Annotated in this window: 16 protein-coding genes; 9 read left to right on the top strand and 7 right to left on the bottom strand. The window is 33.3% G+C overall.

The annotated features are described in order from the left end of the window. Window positions 1-275: 275 nt before the first annotated feature. Both B3J44_RS23840 and B3J44_RS23845 read right to left on the bottom strand, forming a co-directional pair. Window positions 276-674, bottom strand: coding sequence for a hypothetical protein (locus B3J44_RS23840; protein WP_286972015.1), 399 nt, complete (start codon window positions 672-674; stop codon window positions 276-278). A gap of 4 nt (window positions 675-678) precedes the next feature. Further along, the gene (locus B3J44_RS23845; protein ID WP_286972018.1) at window positions 679-1,794 is read right to left on the bottom strand and encodes an acyltransferase family protein; all 1,116 of its coding nucleotides are present in this window, start codon (window positions 1,792-1,794) and stop codon (window positions 679-681) included. A 391-nt stretch (window positions 1,795-2,185) separates the two neighbouring features. Between B3J44_RS23845 and B3J44_RS23850 the strand changes: the two genes are divergently transcribed. Both B3J44_RS23850 and B3J44_RS23855 read left to right on the top strand, forming a co-directional pair. Beyond that, window positions 2,186-3,040 carry a sensor histidine kinase gene (locus tag B3J44_RS23850; RefSeq protein WP_286972021.1) on the top strand — a complete coding sequence of 285 codons (855 nt, stop codon included), beginning with the start codon at window positions 2,186-2,188 and terminating at the stop codon, window positions 3,038-3,040. After that, complete coding sequence (locus B3J44_RS23855; protein ID WP_286972023.1) at window positions 3,030-3,710, top strand: LytR/AlgR family response regulator transcription factor; 681 nt, start codon at window positions 3,030-3,032, stop codon at window positions 3,708-3,710. Before B3J44_RS23850 ends, B3J44_RS23855 begins: the two co-directional genes overlap by 11 nt. A gap of 55 nt (window positions 3,711-3,765) precedes the next feature. Here B3J44_RS23855 and trpS read toward each other — a convergent pair whose 3' ends face one another. Beyond that, window positions 3,766-4,740 carry a tryptophan--tRNA ligase gene (trpS, locus tag B3J44_RS23860; protein WP_286972025.1) on the bottom strand — a complete coding sequence of 325 codons (975 nt, stop codon included), beginning with the start codon at window positions 4,738-4,740 and terminating at the stop codon, window positions 3,766-3,768. Window positions 4,741-4,936: 196 nt separating this feature from the next. Here trpS and B3J44_RS23865 point away from each other — a divergent pair, with 196 nt between their 5' ends. Both B3J44_RS23865 and B3J44_RS23870 read left to right on the top strand, forming a co-directional pair. Next, entirely contained in the window at window positions 4,937-5,314 is a 378-nt protein-coding gene (locus tag B3J44_RS23865; RefSeq protein WP_286972026.1) for a GxxExxY protein, read from the top strand. Between the two features lie 151 nt (window positions 5,315-5,465). Further along, complete coding sequence (locus B3J44_RS23870; RefSeq protein WP_198855088.1) at window positions 5,466-6,209, top strand: lysophospholipid acyltransferase family protein; 744 nt, start codon at window positions 5,466-5,468, stop codon at window positions 6,207-6,209. Between the two features lie 564 nt (window positions 6,210-6,773). Here B3J44_RS23870 and recA read toward each other — a convergent pair. The 4 genes from recA to B3J44_RS23890 form a co-directional block, all read right to left on the bottom strand. Further along, window positions 6,774-7,781 carry a recombinase RecA gene (gene recA / locus B3J44_RS23875; RefSeq protein WP_125718440.1) on the bottom strand — a complete coding sequence of 336 codons (1,008 nt, stop codon included), beginning with the start codon at window positions 7,779-7,781 and terminating at the stop codon, window positions 6,774-6,776. Window positions 7,782-7,926: 145 nt separating this feature from the next. After that, the gene (locus B3J44_RS23880) at window positions 7,927-8,436 is read right to left on the bottom strand and encodes an acyl-CoA thioesterase (RefSeq protein WP_095930181.1); all 510 of its coding nucleotides are present in this window, start codon (window positions 8,434-8,436) and stop codon (window positions 7,927-7,929) included. Window positions 8,437-8,549: 113 nt separating this feature from the next. Further along, window positions 8,550-8,933 (bottom strand): DoxX family protein, encoded by a 384-nt coding sequence (locus tag B3J44_RS23885; protein ID WP_095930182.1) that lies wholly within the window; start codon window positions 8,931-8,933, stop codon window positions 8,550-8,552. A gap of 6 nt (window positions 8,934-8,939) precedes the next feature. After that, window positions 8,940-10,088: an ATP-binding protein gene (locus tag B3J44_RS23890; protein ID WP_286972031.1), complete on the bottom strand. Its 1,149-nt coding sequence runs from the start codon at window positions 10,086-10,088 to the stop codon at window positions 8,940-8,942. A gap of 434 nt (window positions 10,089-10,522) precedes the next feature. Here B3J44_RS23890 and B3J44_RS23895 point away from each other — a divergent pair, with 434 nt between their 5' ends. The 5 genes from B3J44_RS23895 to B3J44_RS23915 form a co-directional block, all read left to right on the top strand. Beyond that, window positions 10,523-10,975, top strand: coding sequence for a hypothetical protein (locus B3J44_RS23895; RefSeq protein ID WP_198855090.1), 453 nt, complete (start codon window positions 10,523-10,525; stop codon window positions 10,973-10,975). Window positions 10,976-11,156: 181 nt separating this feature from the next. Further along, complete coding sequence (locus B3J44_RS23900; protein ID WP_198855091.1) at window positions 11,157-12,449, top strand: hypothetical protein; 1,293 nt, start codon at window positions 11,157-11,159, stop codon at window positions 12,447-12,449. Between the two features lie 100 nt (window positions 12,450-12,549). Then, the gene (locus B3J44_RS23905; RefSeq protein WP_286972032.1) at window positions 12,550-12,948 is read left to right on the top strand and encodes a hypothetical protein; all 399 of its coding nucleotides are present in this window, start codon (window positions 12,550-12,552) and stop codon (window positions 12,946-12,948) included. Then, the gene (sprC, locus tag B3J44_RS23910) at window positions 12,945-14,408 is read left to right on the top strand and encodes a gliding motility protein SprC (protein ID WP_286972033.1); all 1,464 of its coding nucleotides are present in this window, start codon (window positions 12,945-12,947) and stop codon (window positions 14,406-14,408) included. Before B3J44_RS23905 ends, sprC begins: the two co-directional genes overlap by 4 nt. Window position 14,409: 1 nt before the next feature. Further along, window positions 14,410-17,768 (top strand): PorP/SprF family type IX secretion system membrane protein (locus B3J44_RS23915; protein WP_286972036.1); only part of this gene is annotated, 3,359 nt, incomplete at its 3' end.

Here is a 17,768-nt window from a genome sequence, read left to right on the forward strand (position 1 = left end):
ATTTAATATTTGAAATACATACGGTGGAACATTATAATCTTCAATATACTTATCCATCTTTGTTTTTTTTAAATGATTAATATACTTAAAGTTACAAAAAGTAAAAGGAACTTTAAAAGAAAAACGCTGACCATTTTAAAATGATCAGCGTTTTTTAAAAAAACATTGTTTTGAAATTAAGATTTAGGATAATATTTAGAAATTTCAATAGAAAAAAGAACGCTTGTTATCTTCCACTTTCCATTAATCTTAACTAATTGCCAGTATTCTTCACCTCAATTTGTCATCAAATCTTCTGACCAAAAACTGTAATCGAATGTAACACTGGCAATAACATCGTCATTTTGAATAATTATCTTTTCAAACTTTTCCTCACTTTTTTTGCTTTGCAGAATAGATTGAATAAAGCTACTGTATGTGCCAGTAAAATAATTTTTTGTGATTGTTGGCTTAGCTTCGAGTCTTTTGGCTTGACTTTTTTCTTTGATTACACCAATCCAATTCACGGTTTCTTTAAAAAACAAACTATTAAAAGTTATAGAATCTTTTTTTGCGATACTTTGCATAAATACATTTAGTATTTGATGTATTTCTTCTTGATCTTTTAATGTTTGTTGAGCAAAAGTAAAGTTTAAAGAAATGAATGATAATAAAATTGTAATTGCTGTTTTCATGTTTTTAAGATTTAATTTTTAACACATAATTTTTAATTTTTGAAGAAGGTTTTTCTACTAAATATTTAATAAATAAGCTGATTATAATGCAGTTTATAAAACAGATGAGCAGAGCGATTTGTCCTTCGTTATCAATATTTAATTTTTGCAGAACTATTTGAGTTAAGTGAATAATTCCTTTGTGCGTGAGATAGATAGAAAAGGAAAGTGATGCGAGTTGAGTAGATAAAATCGATTTTGAATGGTATAAAAAGCAAGATTTTGAAATGGCAGACATTACAATCAATCCATAGCCAATTGAAACAGTTGTAAATCCAACCGTTGATGCTAATTGTGAAATTTGATTACTACAAATCCAAAATGAAAATCCAACAATTATTAATCCAATTAAGAATAATTGATTGCCATATGAATTAACTAAATTTTTGAAACGCTTGGAATATTCATAGAAGAATGCAATGCCAATTCCAATTGTTAAACCATCTAATCTGGTGTATGTTGGGTAATAAATTTTCATGTACCAGATTCTCCATAAATCTGATCTATTTAGGTTTGGAACTATTAGCAACTGCCATGAAATAATTCTTAAAAACAAAGTGAATAACAAGAGAAAAAGCAGAAAATATTTGATGTAGGATACTTTTTTGAATTTTAAAAATAACAGAAGAATTATGGGAAAAATTAAATAAAATTGCTCTTCTATGCATAAAGACCAAGCATGAGAAAATGTTCCAAAATGGAGAAGATCAAGTCCGATGTTTTGAGTAAAAGTGATAAATTTCCAAAATGGAGGCAGAGCTTCTTTTTCTCTAAAAAGTGGAAAAGTAAAATAAAGAAACAGGGTTAAAGCATAAGCCGGAATGATTCTGAAAAAGCGTTTGATATAAAACTCTTTGAAGCGGATGTTGCTTGAGAATTTAAGTTGTTCAAAAAGCTGTTTTGAAATGAGAAACCCGCTAAGGACAAAAAATAAATCTACACCAGTCCAGCCAAATTGCCCATATTTATCAACCCAATCTGGATGTTGAAACATGCGATAATGATATAATAGAACCATTAAAATTGCTAAAGAGCGCAAATGATCTAGGCCAAGAAATTTTTCAGATGTTTGAGAATTCATGCGTTTTTTTCGGCAAAACTATAGCGAATTTTTTCAGATTTTTTAATGGTATTTGTAAAGTCAGTTTTGATGTTTGAATAACTTAAATTCATATTTCAATGACATTATTTGCAGTTCATCATCAAAATTAAGCTGTTTACAATCAACTTATAAAAAATGAACCCCAATTACCTATTTTTGAAGTATGATAAAGAGTAATTTACACTATAACGTGAAGCAAAGTGTGGTCTTTCAGATTTGTTTTTGGCTTCTTTTTTTTTTAATTGGCGAAGCCAAAATTTATGCTGAATATGAGCATCCGCTTTTTTCTATGATCATTCCGTATGATTTGAGTCATTTGATTTTTCAAATATTATGTTCCAATTTTATTTATTTCATTTTAATAAAAAAGATGTTCTATAAAAAGCATTATTTTTTATTTGTTATTTCAATAATTGCCTGTATTTATTTATTTTCTGTTTTAAATAGAATTTTTGCGATTTATGTCGCCGAACCTTTTTTTATAAATGAACCTCAAGACAATTTAATAAGTATTTTGAAAGATTTGAGTTATTTGTTCTGCTATTACGTAGTTCCAATCGTGACGGCTTGTTTTGTTTTTGTTTCCGTAGCATTTATGTTTGATTTAAGGAACGAAAAACAATATTCGGTACAAATACTCAAAGAAAAGGCAGAATTGGAATTAAACGCCTTAAAAACGCAATTAAATCCACATTTTTTATTCAACACGCTAAATAATATTTATTCGCTTTCAATTATTGATTCTGATAAAACATCTGAGTCGATAAGCCGTCTTTCAAATATTTTGGATTATATCTTGTACAAAGGCCAGAAAAAACTAATTCTGATTTCTGATGAATTGAAAGTAATTCATGATTATGTCGAATTAGAAAAACTGAGATATGATTCGAGGTTAGAACTTAAAATTACGGAGGAAATTAGTGCTTTAAATCTTGTTCCGCCTTTATTGTTTTTATCTTTAGTAGAAAATGCTTTTAAGCATGGAGCAGGAAGCATTTCCGGAAATATCTTTATTTCAATTTTAATTAAAACGGATGCCGAAAAAACGATTTTTAAGATTGAGAATTCTTTTGTTCCGAAAGAAAATAACAATGAAAAAAGTTTAGGCTTAAAGATAATTCAGGAACAATTAAAGATTATTTACGGAGGTCGAAGTTCCAATTTAATTCAAAATCAAGACAATCTCTTTAGTGTAGAAATAATAATTCCAGCAAATGAAAATTAATTGTATTATTGTTGATGATGAACCACTTGCAATTAAACTTTTAGAAAATCATATTTCTAAAATAGAAGAATTGCATTTGGTTGGCACCGCTGGAAATGCTTTAGAGGCTTACAAATTGACAAAGTCTAAAACCGTTGATTTGGTTTTTTTAGACATTCAAATGCCAGATTTAACTGGAATAGATTTTTTAAAATCATTAAAAAACAGACCCAAAACTATATTTACAACCGCATACAGAGAATTTGCAATAGAAGGCTTTGAACTTGAGGCGGTTGATTATATATTGAAACCAATAACATTCGAACGCTTTTTTAAAGCTGTTGAGCGTGTTTTAAGGGAAAACACTGAAAGTAAAGAAGATGAATTTATATTGTTGAAATCACAAGGACTTCAATATAAAATTTTACTCAAAATGATTTTATTTTTTGAAAGTCAGGCCAATGACATCAAAGTGGTTTTAAAAGAAGGAAAACCAATCATTGCAAAATATAAAATAAGTGATTTGGAGGTTTTAGAATCGAAAGGTTTTTTGCGTATTCACCGTTCTTTTTTAGTTAATTTAAAAGAAGTTAAAGCTTTTGGCAATATGGAGTTAATAATCGAAAATTATGCAATTCCAATTGGCAGAAGTTATAAACAAAACTATGAAAAGTATAAAAGCCGTTTTTGAAATTAAATTTTAAAAAAAAACCTAACAGAATTTTAAATCTGTTAGGTTTTATAAATTATTTTTGAAATCCTAAAATTTCTCTAACTTTTGCTAAAACACCATCGGCAATTACAGAAGCTTTTGAAGCGCCTTTTTTCAATAAAGCGTCAACTTCTTCAAGGTTGTTGATGTAGTAGTTGTATTTTTCTCTTTCTGTTTTGAATTTTTCAGTAATCAATTCAAACAAAGCTTGTTTAGCGTGACCGTAACCATAGTTTCCACCTAAATAATTGGCTCTCATTTGTGCGATTTGCTCTTCATTTGCTAACAAAGAATAAATTGCAAAAGCATTACAAGTGTCAGGGTTTTTTGGTGCTTCAAGAGGTGTACTATCAGTTTCAATACTCATAACTTGTTTACGCAGAGTCTTATCATCCAAGAAAATATTGATAATATTATTTGCAGATTTACTCATTTTTCCTCCGTTAGTTCCTGGAATAAGCATAATATTTTCTTCAATTTTTGCTTCAGGAAGAACAAATGTTTCACCCATTTGGTGATTGAAACGAGCGGCAACATCGCGAGTAATTTCTAAATGCTGCAACTGATCTTTTCCAACAGGAACAAATTCAGCATCGTACAATAAAATATCGGCAGCCATTAACATCGGATACGTGAAAAGTCCAGCGTTAACATCGTCCAAACGATCTGCTTTATCTTTGAAAGAGTGCGCTAATGTTAATCTTTGAAACGGAAAAAAACAGCTTAAATACCAAGTCAATTCTGTAGTTTGAACCACATCAGATTGTCTGTAGAAAGTAACTTTTTCAGGATTTAAACCACATGCAAGCCAAGCCGCAGCTGTGCTATAAGTGTTTTCTCTTAAAGTTTTTCCGTCTTTAATTTGAGTGATTGAATGCAAATCGGCGATAAACAAATAAGATTCATTTGTTGGGTCGTTTGACAACTCGATTGCCGGAATAATTGCTCCTAATAAATTTCCTAAATGCGGTGTTCCTGTGCTTTGAACACCAGTAAGTATTTTTGCCATTCTCGTTTTTTCTGAAATGCAAATGTCGTGATGTTTTTTTTAACTACAAAGTTTGTAGTTTTTTAACGCAAAGAGCGCAAAGGGCTTTCGCAAAGTAAAGAAGTTTTAATTCTTTAAGAAATTGCTTTGCAATAAGTACGGAAAGCTTTGTTTATAAAATATAAGAAAATATTTATAAATTTAACTTTTTTTAATTATGACAGAAAACGAAATATCAAATATTGTAATTGGACTAGCTATTGAAATTCATAAAAAACTTGGACCTGGATTATTGGAAAATGTTTATAAAGAATGTTTGTTTTATAAAATTAAGCAGCGTGGACTTTTTGTTGAAAAAGAAAAATCTTTGCCGTTAGTTTTTGAAGAAGTTAAGCTAGATTGTGGATATCGCATTGATATACTTGCTGAAAACAAATTGTTAATCGAGATAAAAAGTGTGGAATCTCTTACTGTTAATCATTTAGCTCAAACATTAACCTATTTAAGACTAGGAAATTTTAAACTTGGCTTACTCATAAATTTCAATGAAATTCTTTTAAAAAATGGTATTAGAAGAGTCGTTAACAATTTATAGATAGAGCTTTGCGAACTTATCGCAAAGCAAACCTTCACAATAATCACTTCAAAAACTTTGCTAAAATCCTTTGCGTTCTTTGCGTTAAAATAAGCGATGACTAAGAAAAAATCTTTATAATATTCATTTCGGTTTTACTACTTTTGAAGCTATGAAAATATTTAAAATTGCTTTTTGGATTCTTTGGAGAGTTTGGTTTTACGTTTTGATGGCCATTCCAATACTCATTATGTTCCCTTTTCTGGTCGTTTCTATTCTTTCTGAGAAAGGATATCCATATTTCTTTAAAATGGCTCGCATTTGGGCTAAATTTATCCTTTTCGGAATGGGTTTCTTTTATACCGTAAAACGTGAACAGAAGCTTATTAAAGGCAAAAGTTACATGATAGTGGCCAATCATACCTCGATGACCGATATTATGCTTACGTTGGCTATAATTAAAAATCCTTTTGTTTTTGTTGGAAAGAAGGAGCTGGTAAAGATTCCGCTTTTTGGATTTTTCTATAAGAGAACTTGTATTTTAGTTGATAGAAATTCTTCGAAAAGTAAAAATGAAGTTTTTAAAAGAGCTCAGAGTAGATTAAATCAAGGTTTAAGTATTTGCATTTTCCCAGAAGGGGGAGTTCCAGATGATGAGAGTATTTTGTTGGATGAGTTTAAAGACGGTGCATTTAGATTGGCAATCGATCATCAGATTCCGATTGTTCCAATTGTTTATCCAGATAATAAAGAGCGTTTTTCATATACTTTTTTGAGTGGAAGTCCAGGAAAGATGCGCGCTAGAATTTTACCTTTCGTAGAAACAAAAGAATTGACAAGCGACAATAGAAAAGAATTACGAGATCAAGTTAGGAATATGATTTATAATGGTTTAATGGATTATCAAAAGGAATAACCATAAAAACATTATGTAAAATACAAAAGCCGGTAGACTGATTAAGTTTACCGGCTTTTCTTTGAATTAAAAACCCCCTATTTTTATTCAAAAGTTTATTATCTGTGAATTATTTTTTCTGAAATAAAACGCAATACTTTTTTAAATCTTAATTTGGTTTTTCTTCGGTTTTTATTGTACAACAATTCTATTTTTTCTTTCATGGTTAAAAATATTAATGGTTGATAATAAATAGTTTAACTAAAAACTCAAGTTAATGCCATATTATTATGATGAAGAAAAACTAAAAAGGTTGCGTGTAAAATTTTAAAAAAAAATAAAAAATTGATAAAACCCGCTAGATGAAGAAAGCTAACGGGTTTTTACTCAAATAACCAACCAAAGTAAATTCTAAAAAAATACCAATATTGATATATGGCAGTATCAATGGTACACTGTTTTTTTAATAGATGAAGATTTTGTAGAATGGTTGCGTCAAAATTTCATCTTATTTTTAAAAACAAAAAAACCGAGAGATCATAAAAATCTTCTCGGCTTTTTAATAGTCTTTTTTTGACTTATTTTTTAGGCATTTGCCAATTCTTTTATGTGTTCTTTAATTTTAATTTCCAGTTCTTCAGCAAGTTCTGGATTATCTTTAATTAAAGTTTTAACTGCATCTCGACCTTGACCTAGTTTTGTATCGCCGTAGCTGAACCAAGATCCTGCTTTTTTAACGATATCAAATTCAACAGCTAAATCTAAGATTTCACCCGTTTTAGAAACTCCTTCTCCGTACATAATGTCAAATTCGGCAGTTTTAAAAGGTGGCGCTACTTTGTTTTTAACAATTTTAACTTTAGTTCTGTTACCAATTACATTTTCACCGTCTTTAATTTGTGCAGAACGACGAATGTCTAAACGTACAGAAGCGTAAAATTTAAGTGCGTTACCTCCAGTTGTTGTTTCTGGATTTCCGAACATAACACCAATTTTTTCACGAAGCTGGTTGATAAAGAAAACGGTACAATTTGTTTTACTGATAGTTCCAGTAAGTTTTCTTAAAGCTTGAGACATTAAACGTGCGTGAAGACCCATTTTAGAATCTCCCATTTCGCCTTCAATTTCACTTTTTGGAGTTAAAGCTGCAACAGAGTCAATTACAACAATGTCTATAGCTCCAGAACGAATTAAGTTTTCGGCAATTTCTAAAGCTTGCTCTCCGTTATCTGGTTGAGAAATGATTAAGTTCTCGATATCAACATTTAATTTTTCAGCATAATTTCTATCAAATGCGTGCTCAGCATCGATAAAGGCAGCAATACCGCCTGCTTTTTGAGCTTCTGCAATCGCGTGAAGCGTCAAAGTTGTTTTTCCAGAAGATTCTGGACCGTATATTTCGATGATTCTTCCTTTTGGATATCCATTAACACCAAGAGCTAAGTCAACACCTAATGAGCCAGAAGAAATCGTTTCTACTTCTACAATGGCTCTGTCGCCCATTTTCATTACGGTTCCTTTTCCGTAGGTTTTGTCAAGTTTATCAAGCGTTAATTGTAGCGCTTTTAATTTGGCTTCTTTGTCTGAACTCATTTTTTTCTAAATATCTAAAATTATTATTTTGTCTTTCTGGATAAAAATAGGAAAATTCTCCTATAATTTTATTGATCAGTTTTATAATTTGTAAAATTAATTCTTTTTTTGAAGTTTGATTGTTCCAAATTGTCACAAAATCAGTCTATAAAAATAAAGCCTTTAATTCTGTAGCGTCAGATGGTTTTATTTTGCCTGCAAGCAATAAACTCAATTGTTTACGACGAAGTGCGGCATCAAAACGTTGGATTTCTAGTTCGGTTTCTGGAATAATTGCTGGTACTTCAACAGGTCTTCCTGTATCGTCGACAGCAACAAAAGTGTAGATAGCCTCATTGGCTTTTGTTCTATTTCCAGATTCGCGGTCTTCTACCCAAACGTCAATAAAAACTTCCATCGAACTTTTAAAAGATCTTGAAACTTTAGCCTCTACGGTTACAACGCTTCCAAGCGAAATTGCTCTGTTAAAAGCAACGTGATTTACAGAAGCCGTTACTACAATTCGGCGTGAATGTCTGCGAGCTGCAATACTTGCTGCACGATCCATTCTGGCTAATAATTCGCCGCCGAAAAGATTGTTTAAAGGATTTGTTTCGCTCGGTAAAACTAAATCAGTTAAAATAGTTAGAGATTCTGAAGGATGTTTTGGATTCATTTTTTGAATAATAAATTTTGTTTTTCAGCCACAGATTTCACGGATTAAAATGATTAAAAAAATCTGTGAAAATCTGTGAAATCTGTGGCTAACTTTTTAATAATTGAAACTGATTAATTCAACCAGTAAACAGCCATTACAGCTGGTATAAAATATATAACAATGGTTCTCGCACCATCGTAATCTTTTGCAAGTCTTTGTCCGAAAAGCATCATTAACAAACAAATACATGAAAATATAGCTCCGTAAAAACCAAATTCTCTTCCGTTATTTGTGAATAATTGAATACCTCCAACAACGCACAAGATTCCAGAAATTAATTCTAAAATTAGTAAATGTAAAAGAGCTAATGGAACTTGATTTTTTAATGGAGTTTTGGCAAAATGCTCTTTAAGCCAAGCTACATTATCTTTCCAATAAAAAATTTTTTCGTAACCTGATTGTAAAAAAGTTAAAGCTAGAAAAGCTAAAAGTAGAATTGAGGCAACATTGTTCATTATGAATTATTTTTTATGAATTAAACGAGTCAACTTGATTGATAAATCGGTGAGGATTATTTTCGCATTTCCATTTCTTTCAATATGATACATGGCATCTGAAAGTTCTTTGAATATTTCGTGAATGTTATTTCCGTTTACGAAGGGAGCAAAATTTTCCAATTTAAATTTATCCACTTTCGGTTCAATGTAAACTAAACTTTGCGCTTGGTAATTTAACATCAAGGCTTGTCGGAACATTTCGATACAGTATTGAATAAATTTTTTCTGACTTTCGCGTCCTAGCGCAGCAATCTGTTCACTCCAAGAAATTAAATCTTGAATAGCCGCAGCATTTCCTTTTGCTCTAAAAGCGGCGCGAACCCAATTGACAAACCATTGCTCGAATGGAAGATCATCATCATCTTCTTTTAATAAGTGAAGTGCTTTATTAAAATTTCCTTGTGCTTGATGCGCAATTTTTTTGGCTAGATTCGAGTCTATATTTTCTTGTGCAACCAAAGCCTCAGCGATTACTTTTTCTGGAAGTCCGTTAAAGTGAATTACCTGGCAACGTGAACGTATGGTTTGGATAATATCTTCTTCATTTTCAGAAATCAGAATAAACATCGTTTTGTCTGATGGTTCTTCTAAAAGTTTTAAGAGTTTATTTGATGCTGCAATATTCATTTTATCTGCCATCCAGATAATCATGATTTTATAGCCGCCTTCGTAAGATTTTAGCGAAAGTGATTTTAAAACTTCCTGTGCATCTTCTACACGAATTTCTCCTTGTTTGTTTTGAACCCCCAAAATTTTATACCAATCGAATAAACCTCCGTATGGCATTTCTTGAATAAAACCGCGCCAATCTTGAATGAAATCTAAACTCTTAGGTTTTGTCTTTACATCTTCGGTGGTAACAGTTGGATAAATAAAATGCAGATCGGGATGAGAGATGTTATCAAACTTTAGATTGCAAGAATCGTTTCCGTTTGAATTTTCGTCGCCAGTATTGTTGCACAAAATGTATTGGGCATAGGCAATGGCGGTAATTAATGTACCACTTCCTTCCGGACCAACGAATAATTGTGCATGGGGAATTCTACCAGAAGCAGCACTTTTTATCAAGTGGCTTTTGATATAATCTTGACCTAAAATTTGAGAAAATTGCATTGGGCAAAGATAGAAGAAAATGTGTAGTCAAAAATTTTAGAGATAAGATTATTTCGTAGTTATAATTTTCAAATTTAGAAATCGAATTTTGAAAATTTTTCTCGTCACTTTCGACAGAATTTTGTTAATAAATATCTTCAAGTTAGTAAATATCAAGATGTTTTTGTTAATATTTTTTTCCGAAAATCGTCAAACGAAGGTTTTTTTTGGTTATTTATAGAGTCAAAATCTTATTTTTTATAGTTAATATCTTACGGTTTTTTAATTAACATTTTTAACAAAAAGCCCGTTAAAACGCACATTTTCTCGACATAACACTGGTTTTTAAGGTTTTTTTAAGATATTTTTTTGAAAAAAAAATCCATTACAGTTGTAATTTAAGTTAATTTCTATATTTTTGTTTTTATCAACAACCAATTATAAAATAAGAATCTATGAAAGGGAAAATTATTCTATTTAGTGCTTTTTTTATCTTAACTACTGCGGCTGTTTCAGCACAAGCTAAAAACGCACCGAGAAGTATTATCAGTACAACTGCTCTTATCCGAAAATACCATGATCAAAAAGAATTGAGTGGTATGCAAAAGGGTGAACTTTTGGAATTATACATCGAGCGTATTAAAGTATTAGTTAAAACTCTCCCTTACATTGCTTTGGTTACTAAGCCAGGTGTTACTATGGCAGACTTAGGTATTCCAGACGATAACGAACACAAAAAAGTTTTAGATGCTCAGGCAGTTGGTACAACAACTTTCTTGGATACTACGGTAGATTTTCAAAGAAAAATGATGCCTTACTCTGATAAAGGAAATCTAATCGCTGCAATCTTATTCTACGAAAGTACATTGAAATCATTACACGAGTTCAACGATTTGAACGAAATGTAATAAAGCATTTTTTAAAATCTTTTTTGAGAAAGTCTAAGTGAATACCAGCTAGGCATTCTTAAAAAACAAAATAAAAAAACAACTCATTCTCGAGGGTTCTGAAAAACTTCAGAAAACTCGAGAGGAGTTTTTGCATTTACGCATACCCAAATTTATTATTAACCGTAATACCCCCCTTATCATGAAAAAAATTACTCAATTGATCTGCGTTCTTTTGACAGTAGCGAGTATGAATGCTCAACAAGAGAAAGGAATTATGGGCTACACCAATTGGTTAAACAACTGGACTGAGTTTAAGCCTAATAAAGTTGATTATGGAGAAGCAAACCAAATTTTGGCAGGAAATATTTCTGTTAATACCAAATTGCTAAAAAGAAACATCTACGTGCTACAAGGAAACGTTTATGTTACAAACAATGCTGTTTTAACAATCGAACCAGGAACTGTAATTATTGGTGATTTCGAAACAAAAGGAACATTGGTAGTTACAAAAGGTGCTCAATTAGTAGCTGATGGTTTAGAAACAGATCCAATTGTATTTACTTCAAACCGCAGTATGAAAAAAGCTGGTGATTGGGGTGGAATTGTAATTCTTGGAGATGCACCAATTAACAAATTCGGAAATGTAGGTTCTTATAACCTTGATCTTGATCCTTCAATGACTACTTACGGAGGAGACAATGTAGCTTCAAACTCAGGAATTTTAAGATTCGTTAGAATTGAATTTGCTGGTAAAAAAGTAAAAGGAGCCGATACTTTTAACGGTTTGACTCTTGCTGGTGTTGGAAGCAAAACAGTTCTTGAAAACATTATGGTAAGTTATGCTGGAGGAGATTCTTTCGGAATCTTAGGTGGTGACTTAAATGCTACAAAATTTGTATCTTATAAATCAGTTAACGACGACTTTAAATTTTCTCAAGGAGTTCAATGTCGTTTCTTCAACTCTTTAGCAGTTAGATCTTCTTACTTCTCTAGTACTAAAGATGGATCTCGTTGTATGGAGGTTAAATCTTATGAGAAGAAAAGTGAAACAGATTTCACTAAAAAACAAACTTTAGTTGTTGCAAGTAATATTACAATGGTTAATGACAGTGAAAACATTAAAGCTGACATTCAAGCAGGTTTAGTAAAAGAAGCTGTTTATGTAGCAGAAAATGCTTCTCTTGAAATGAAAAGAAGTGTAATCTCTGGATTTAACCCTGCTGTATTATTAGATAGCAAAACTGAAATCAATGATGCCAACCTTAAAAAAATCAAATTTGAGGAAATGTATTTCAACTTATGTAATGGAAACATCTTTACAGAATACAATTCTAACAATGAAGATTTAGAAAGCTGGTATGGAAACAGTGTTTTCTTTAACGTGATGTCACAAAGTGACAACAAAGAAACATTCATTGACATCTTCAATCCTAAAAAGCCAGATTTCAGATTACAATTAGGAAAAATCACAGCTTCTAGCGGTAATAGATAAATAGTTTCGATTTTTATTTCCCACGCGTAAATTTTATTAATTAAGTCCCCAGACACAATTTATGTATCGTCTTACGGGCCCAAATAAAGATCAAGACATAATGGTATCTACGAAAAAATATTTTTTATATATAATATTTTTGGTTTCGCCTATATCGTTAACTCTATATGCACAGAATACAGCAGAAAAACCTACTGAGGCTGTTGATTCTGAGTGTGTGTTAACTATGGCTTTTAATAACCAAAACAACAATACTAATGCTGTTGAAAACGGCAATTTTAATCAGTTTATAGTAGGGATGTCCACCCCCAAGGACAGCCTTACTATAGCGGCTGAGTCAAATACTGTATCTAACGATTGTGAAGAGATTTCATCGGTTGCGGCTACTTCAATTCTAGCAAAAGAAGTAATTGAAAACTACAAATATGATTTCTCAGAAACATTTATAGATATCTTGTTTTTTGAGCGTATAGATCTAGCAAGAACACGCACTATATGATTCAAAAAATTACTTTATCTTTTTTTAAAGTTTTACTATTATTCAGCATAATCTTTTTTACTGAATCGAATACTTATGCGCAATCATCAATATCTCCGCAACAACTACCTTTTAAAGATATTTGTGCTGGAGATATTGTTAATGGCGCTAAATACAATGAATATCTAGCAACTTTTTCTTATTTAAATTTTGCTTCAAATGTTACTTTTTCTGTTCAATTGTCTGATGAGTTTGGTAGTTTTACCAATCCAACAGCTACTACTACTCTAGATGTTATTCAATTATCAGGTACAGAGCAAACCATTAAATTCGCAATTCCTACGACACTAAAAGGTTCTAATACTTACAGTTTAAGAATAGTAAGTAGTAACGGAATTAATAGTCCTAGAGCACAAAATTTTTCAGGGTCATATTCTTTTTCAGTTTTCTACAAAGATTATGTGTCTTCGTTTTTAATAAATCAAAATAAAAATACTGCTACTTTCTGTTCTGGAGGCAGTTTTACTTTGTCAGTTGATAATCTTACTCCTGAAGTGCCAGAATCATCACCTGCAAACTATCCGAATATTAAATACAAATGGTACAAGGATGATGTTCTAATTTCAGGACAAAATTCGTCTTCTTTAGTAGTAAATGCTGCAGGTGTTTATTATGCAGAACTTGATTATGGCCAATGTTCGAATGTGAATTTCAGTTCAAATAGAGTTACAGTTTCTTCATCATCTTCTGGGTCTGCAATTACAATAAACTCATCTTTAGGAAATCCTTTTTGTGCCAGTGGTTCAGGAACGATTTTAACTGCTACATCTGGTAATAGTTATCAATGGAAAAAAGATGGTGCAGCCATAGCGGGAGCTACTAATCGTACTTATAGCACTAACGAGTCTGGTATTTATTCTGTAGACGTAGATTTTGGCGGTTGTATAGCAACAGGAAGCATCGATTTGAAAAGCAATAGTTTCAACGCAAGCATTGACGCTCAAGACGGATATAAATTAAATGAAGGTGAGACGATAACAGTTACTATAACAACAGATGCAACAAATCCGACTTATGAGTGGTATTTAAACGGCAACTTAATTCCTAATGAAACATCGCCATCATATGTGGTAGCTGTTAAAGGTATTTATAAGGCAAAAATTGCTCAGGCATCTGGCTGTGTTGCTAGTAAAGAATTTTCATTCAAAATAAATGGTGATTCTGCATCATCAAGCGTTATTCCGAACATTATTAAGTTAAGCGGAATGAATCCTTATTGGAATATTCCAGATGAGTATAAAAATGCAAACACAAAGGTAATGATCATTAGTTCAAACGGAGAGATGGTTTTGGATGTCGTGAATTACCAAGGCGATTGGCCTCAAAACAATATAGATTTTAAGAATGTAAATCCCGTTTATTACTATGTCATTCAATCCGACACAGGTGAAAAAAAAGGATCAATAACTGTTATAAAATAATATGAAGAAACTTTTACTATTCATCACTTTATTTTACGGTTTATCAAATGTACTCTATTCTCAAAGCGCTAGCGAGGATGGAGTTGTTTCGTTTTCATTACCTATCAGAAATTCTTTAAAGTTTAATAGATATATAATTAACCCAACATTCAGCTTTGTTAGAGAATCAAATCCATATGTAAGTTTCTATAACAAAAGGCAATGGGTTCAATTTGAGAATAACCCACAAACTTATTTTGCTACTTATTCAGGACGTTTTAGAGAAAACGAAGCATTTGCTGTTGGTCTATTTCAACAAAATTATGGTCTTATGACTGTTTTTGGAGGAATTGCCAATTTTGCTCATAATATCGTTCTGGAAGAAGATAGTAATTTGACTTTTGGTTTAAATGCGGGAATTTATCAAAGCGGTCTTAATACAGGAAAAATTATATCAGATGATTCAAGTATTCTAACTGGAGATTTTCCAAAAAGTACACTTTTAACGGTAAATCCAGGGATCAATTATGGTACTACTTTTTTTGATTTTGGAGTAGCGATTAACAATTTAGTGCTTTACAATTTTGGATCAGGAATGGTAAAAGAAGATCCAGAAAGAGCGATTCAATTGCACGCCATGTACACAGGATATATTGACAGTTATGGCTTTTTTGACAGAAGTAAATTTTCTGGAATTGTTAGAACAGAAATTAAAAAAGATAAAACAGTTATTTCAGGTCTAGGAATGCTAGCACTTCAGCAAGGAGTTTGGGCACAATTAGGCTATAATACATTGTATGGAGTTTCTGCAGGACTTGGGGTTAATATTTCTCCAAGTATTGCTATTGAATACAATTACGAAAGAGGAATGGGCAATTTCTCTAATTTGGGCGGTTCTCATGAATTTGCTATTGCCTACAAATTCAAAAATAGAAATTACTATTACGGAGATGACGACGAAGGTTCTCTAATTGATCCTTCTAAACCAAAACCAGTTCCAGCTAAACCAAAATCTCAAGCAACTCAAGTTAATAGAACCGAAATTGCTGAAAAGAACAGATTAGCTGCTGAAGAAAAAGCAAAAGCCGATGCAGAAGCAAAACAAGCAAGATTGGCAGCAGCCGAGAAAGTTAGAGCAGATGCAGAAGCTGCAGCAAAAGCAAAATTAGAAGCAGACAATAAAGCTAAAGCAGATGCTGAAGCTGTTAAAATAAGATTAGCTGCTGAGGCAAAAGCAAAAGCAGATGCCGCAGCTGCTGCAAGAGCACAAACTGTAACGGCAAACAGAGCCGTTGCTACAACACAAAAAACACAAGCTCAATTGGCTGCTGATAAAGCAAGAGCTGATGCAGAAGAGCGCAGATTAAAATTAGCTGCAGATAACAAAGCGAGAGTAGATGCTACGGCAGCTGCAAGAGCACAAGCAGTGGCAAATAAGCCAACAGCAACAGCAGCACAGAAAACACAAGCTCAGTTAGCTGCTGATAAAGCAAAAGCAGATGCAGAGGCAATGAAGTTAAAATTGGCTGCAGATGCCAAAGCGAAAGCTGATGCAGAGGCAATGAAGTTAAAATTGGCTGCAGATGCCAAAGCGAAAGCTGATGCAGAAGCTGCGGCTAAGGCAAAAGCAGAAGCTGCAAAACCAGCTTCGGCACCGCAAAAAACAGCTGCACAATTAGCTGCTGATAAGGCACAAGCTGACGCAGAGGCAATGAAATTGAAATTGGCAGCAGATGCGAAAGCTAAAGCTGATGCAGAAGCAGCTGCTAAAGCAAAAGCAGAAGCCGCAAAAGTAGCAGCTCCAGCGCCGCAGAAAACAGCTGCACAATTGGCTGCTGACAAAGCAAGAGCTGATGCAGAAGCTGCAGCAAAAGCAAGATTAGCTGCTGCTGAAAAAGTGAAAGCTGATGCAGAAGCTGCAAGACAAGCTAGATTGGCCGCAGCGGAAAAAGCTAAGGCTGATGCAGAAGCTGCAAGATTAAAATTAATAGCAGACAATAAAGCGAAAGCCGATGCTGCAGAAGCAAAACGTAAAGCTGACGCAAAAGCAAAAGCAGAAGCAGCAGACATGCAGTCAATATTAGCGGCTGATGCTAAAGCAAAAGCAGATTCAGATGCATTGCAAGCAAGATTAGCGGCAGATGCTAAAGTAAAAGCAGCTGCAGAGGCTAAGACTAAAACGTCTATCGATGCTGCAAATAGAGCTAAAGCAGCAGCAGATTTAAAAGCAAAACTTGCTGAGGAAGCTGCTCTTAAAGAAAAAGCAGCAGCAGACGCAAAAGCAAAAGCAGATGAAGAGGCGAGACAAGCACTTATAGCCGCAGAAGCAAAAGCAAAAGCTGATGCAGAAGCATTAAAAATAAAACAAGCTGAAGAAGCACGCCAAGCACAATTAGATGCTGAAGCAAAAGCAAAAGCCGATGCAGAAGCACTTCAGGCTAAACTTGTTGCAGATGCAAAAGCGAAAGCTGATGCAGAGGCAGCGGCAAAAGCAAAATTAGAAGCTGAAGCGAAAGCTAAAGCCGATGCAGAAGCAGAAAAAGCAAGATTGGCAGCAGAAGCAAAAGCAAAAGCTGATGCAGAAGCAGAGAAGGCAAGATTGGCTGCAGATGCCAAAGCAAAAGCAGATATGGAAGCTTTACAAGCTAAATTAATTGCTGACGCTAGAGTGAAGGCTGATGCAGAAGCTACAGCAAAAGCAAAAGCTGAAGCAGAAGCGAAAAAATTACAAGAAGAAGAAGATGCACGTCAAGCGAAATTGGCTGCAGACGCAAAAGCAAAAGCTGATGCAGAAGCAGAGAAAGCAAGAGTAGCAGCAGAAGCGAAAGCAAAAGCTGACGCTGAAGCAGAAAAAACAAGATTAGCCGCAGAAGCAAAGGCAAAAGCCGATGCAGAAGCATTACAAGCTAAACAAGCTGCTGAAGAAAAAGCAAGAGTAGAAGAGGAAGCTCGTCAGGCGAAATTAGCAGCAGATGCGAAAGCAAAAGCTGATGCTGAAGCAGAGAAAGCTAGATTGGCGGCAGAAGCAAAAGCAAAAGCTGATGCAGAAGCGTTACAAGCTAAACAAGTTGCAGAGGAAAAAGCTAGAGTGGAAGAAGAAGCTCGTCAAGCAAAATTAGCTGCCGACGCAAAAGCAAAAGCCGATGCAGAAGCATTACAAGCTAAACAAGCTGCTGAAGAAAAAACTAGAGTGGAAGAAGAAGCTCGTCAAGCGAAATTAGCTGCCGATGCAAAAGCAAAAGCCGATGCAGAAGCATTACAAGCTAAACAAGTTGCAGAGGAAAAAGCTAGAGTGGAAGAAGAAGCTCGTCAAGCGAAATTAGCTGCCGATGCAAAAGCAAAAGCTGATGCAGAAGCCCTTCAAGCGAAACTTGCTGCAGA

Origin of the sequence: Flavobacterium sp. UBA4854 (genome assembly GCF_002399805.1) — a bacterium.
GTDB classification, from domain to species: domain Bacteria; phylum Bacteroidota; class Bacteroidia; order Flavobacteriales; family Flavobacteriaceae; genus Flavobacterium; species Flavobacterium ginsengisoli.

What these genes read in the sequence shown, in the direction of transcription:
- B3J44_RS23840 (WP_286972015.1), bottom strand. Translation starts at nt 674, where the DNA reads ATGAAAACAGCAATTACAATTTTATTATCATTCATTTCTTTAAACTTT.
- B3J44_RS23845 (WP_286972018.1), bottom strand. Translation starts at nt 1,794, where the DNA reads ATGAATTCTCAAACATCTGAAAAATTTCTTGGCCTAGATCATTTGCGC.
- B3J44_RS23850 (WP_286972021.1), top strand. Translation starts at nt 2,186, where the DNA reads ATGTTCTATAAAAAGCATTATTTTTTATTTGTTATTTCAATAATTGCC.
- B3J44_RS23855 (WP_286972023.1), top strand. Translation starts at nt 3,030, where the DNA reads ATGAAAATTAATTGTATTATTGTTGATGATGAACCACTTGCAATTAAA.
- trpS (WP_286972025.1), bottom strand. Translation starts at nt 4,740, where the DNA reads ATGGCAAAAATACTTACTGGTGTTCAAAGCACAGGAACACCGCATTTA.
- B3J44_RS23865 (WP_286972026.1), top strand. Translation starts at nt 4,937, where the DNA reads ATGACAGAAAACGAAATATCAAATATTGTAATTGGACTAGCTATTGAA.
- B3J44_RS23870 (WP_198855088.1), top strand. Translation starts at nt 5,466, where the DNA reads ATGAAAATATTTAAAATTGCTTTTTGGATTCTTTGGAGAGTTTGGTTT.
- recA (WP_125718440.1), bottom strand. Translation starts at nt 7,781, where the DNA reads ATGAGTTCAGACAAAGAAGCCAAATTAAAAGCGCTACAATTAACGCTT.
- B3J44_RS23880 (WP_095930181.1), bottom strand. Translation starts at nt 8,436, where the DNA reads ATGAATCCAAAACATCCTTCAGAATCTCTAACTATTTTAACTGATTTA.
- B3J44_RS23885 (WP_095930182.1), bottom strand. Translation starts at nt 8,933, where the DNA reads ATGAACAATGTTGCCTCAATTCTACTTTTAGCTTTTCTAGCTTTAACT.
- B3J44_RS23890 (WP_286972031.1), bottom strand. Translation starts at nt 10,088, where the DNA reads ATGCAATTTTCTCAAATTTTAGGTCAAGATTATATCAAAAGCCACTTG.
- B3J44_RS23895 (WP_198855090.1), top strand. Translation starts at nt 10,523, where the DNA reads ATGAAAGGGAAAATTATTCTATTTAGTGCTTTTTTTATCTTAACTACT.
- B3J44_RS23900 (WP_198855091.1), top strand. Translation starts at nt 11,157, where the DNA reads ATGAAAAAAATTACTCAATTGATCTGCGTTCTTTTGACAGTAGCGAGT.
- B3J44_RS23905 (WP_286972032.1), top strand. Translation starts at nt 12,550, where the DNA reads ATGGTATCTACGAAAAAATATTTTTTATATATAATATTTTTGGTTTCG.
- sprC (WP_286972033.1), top strand. Translation starts at nt 12,945, where the DNA reads ATGATTCAAAAAATTACTTTATCTTTTTTTAAAGTTTTACTATTATTC.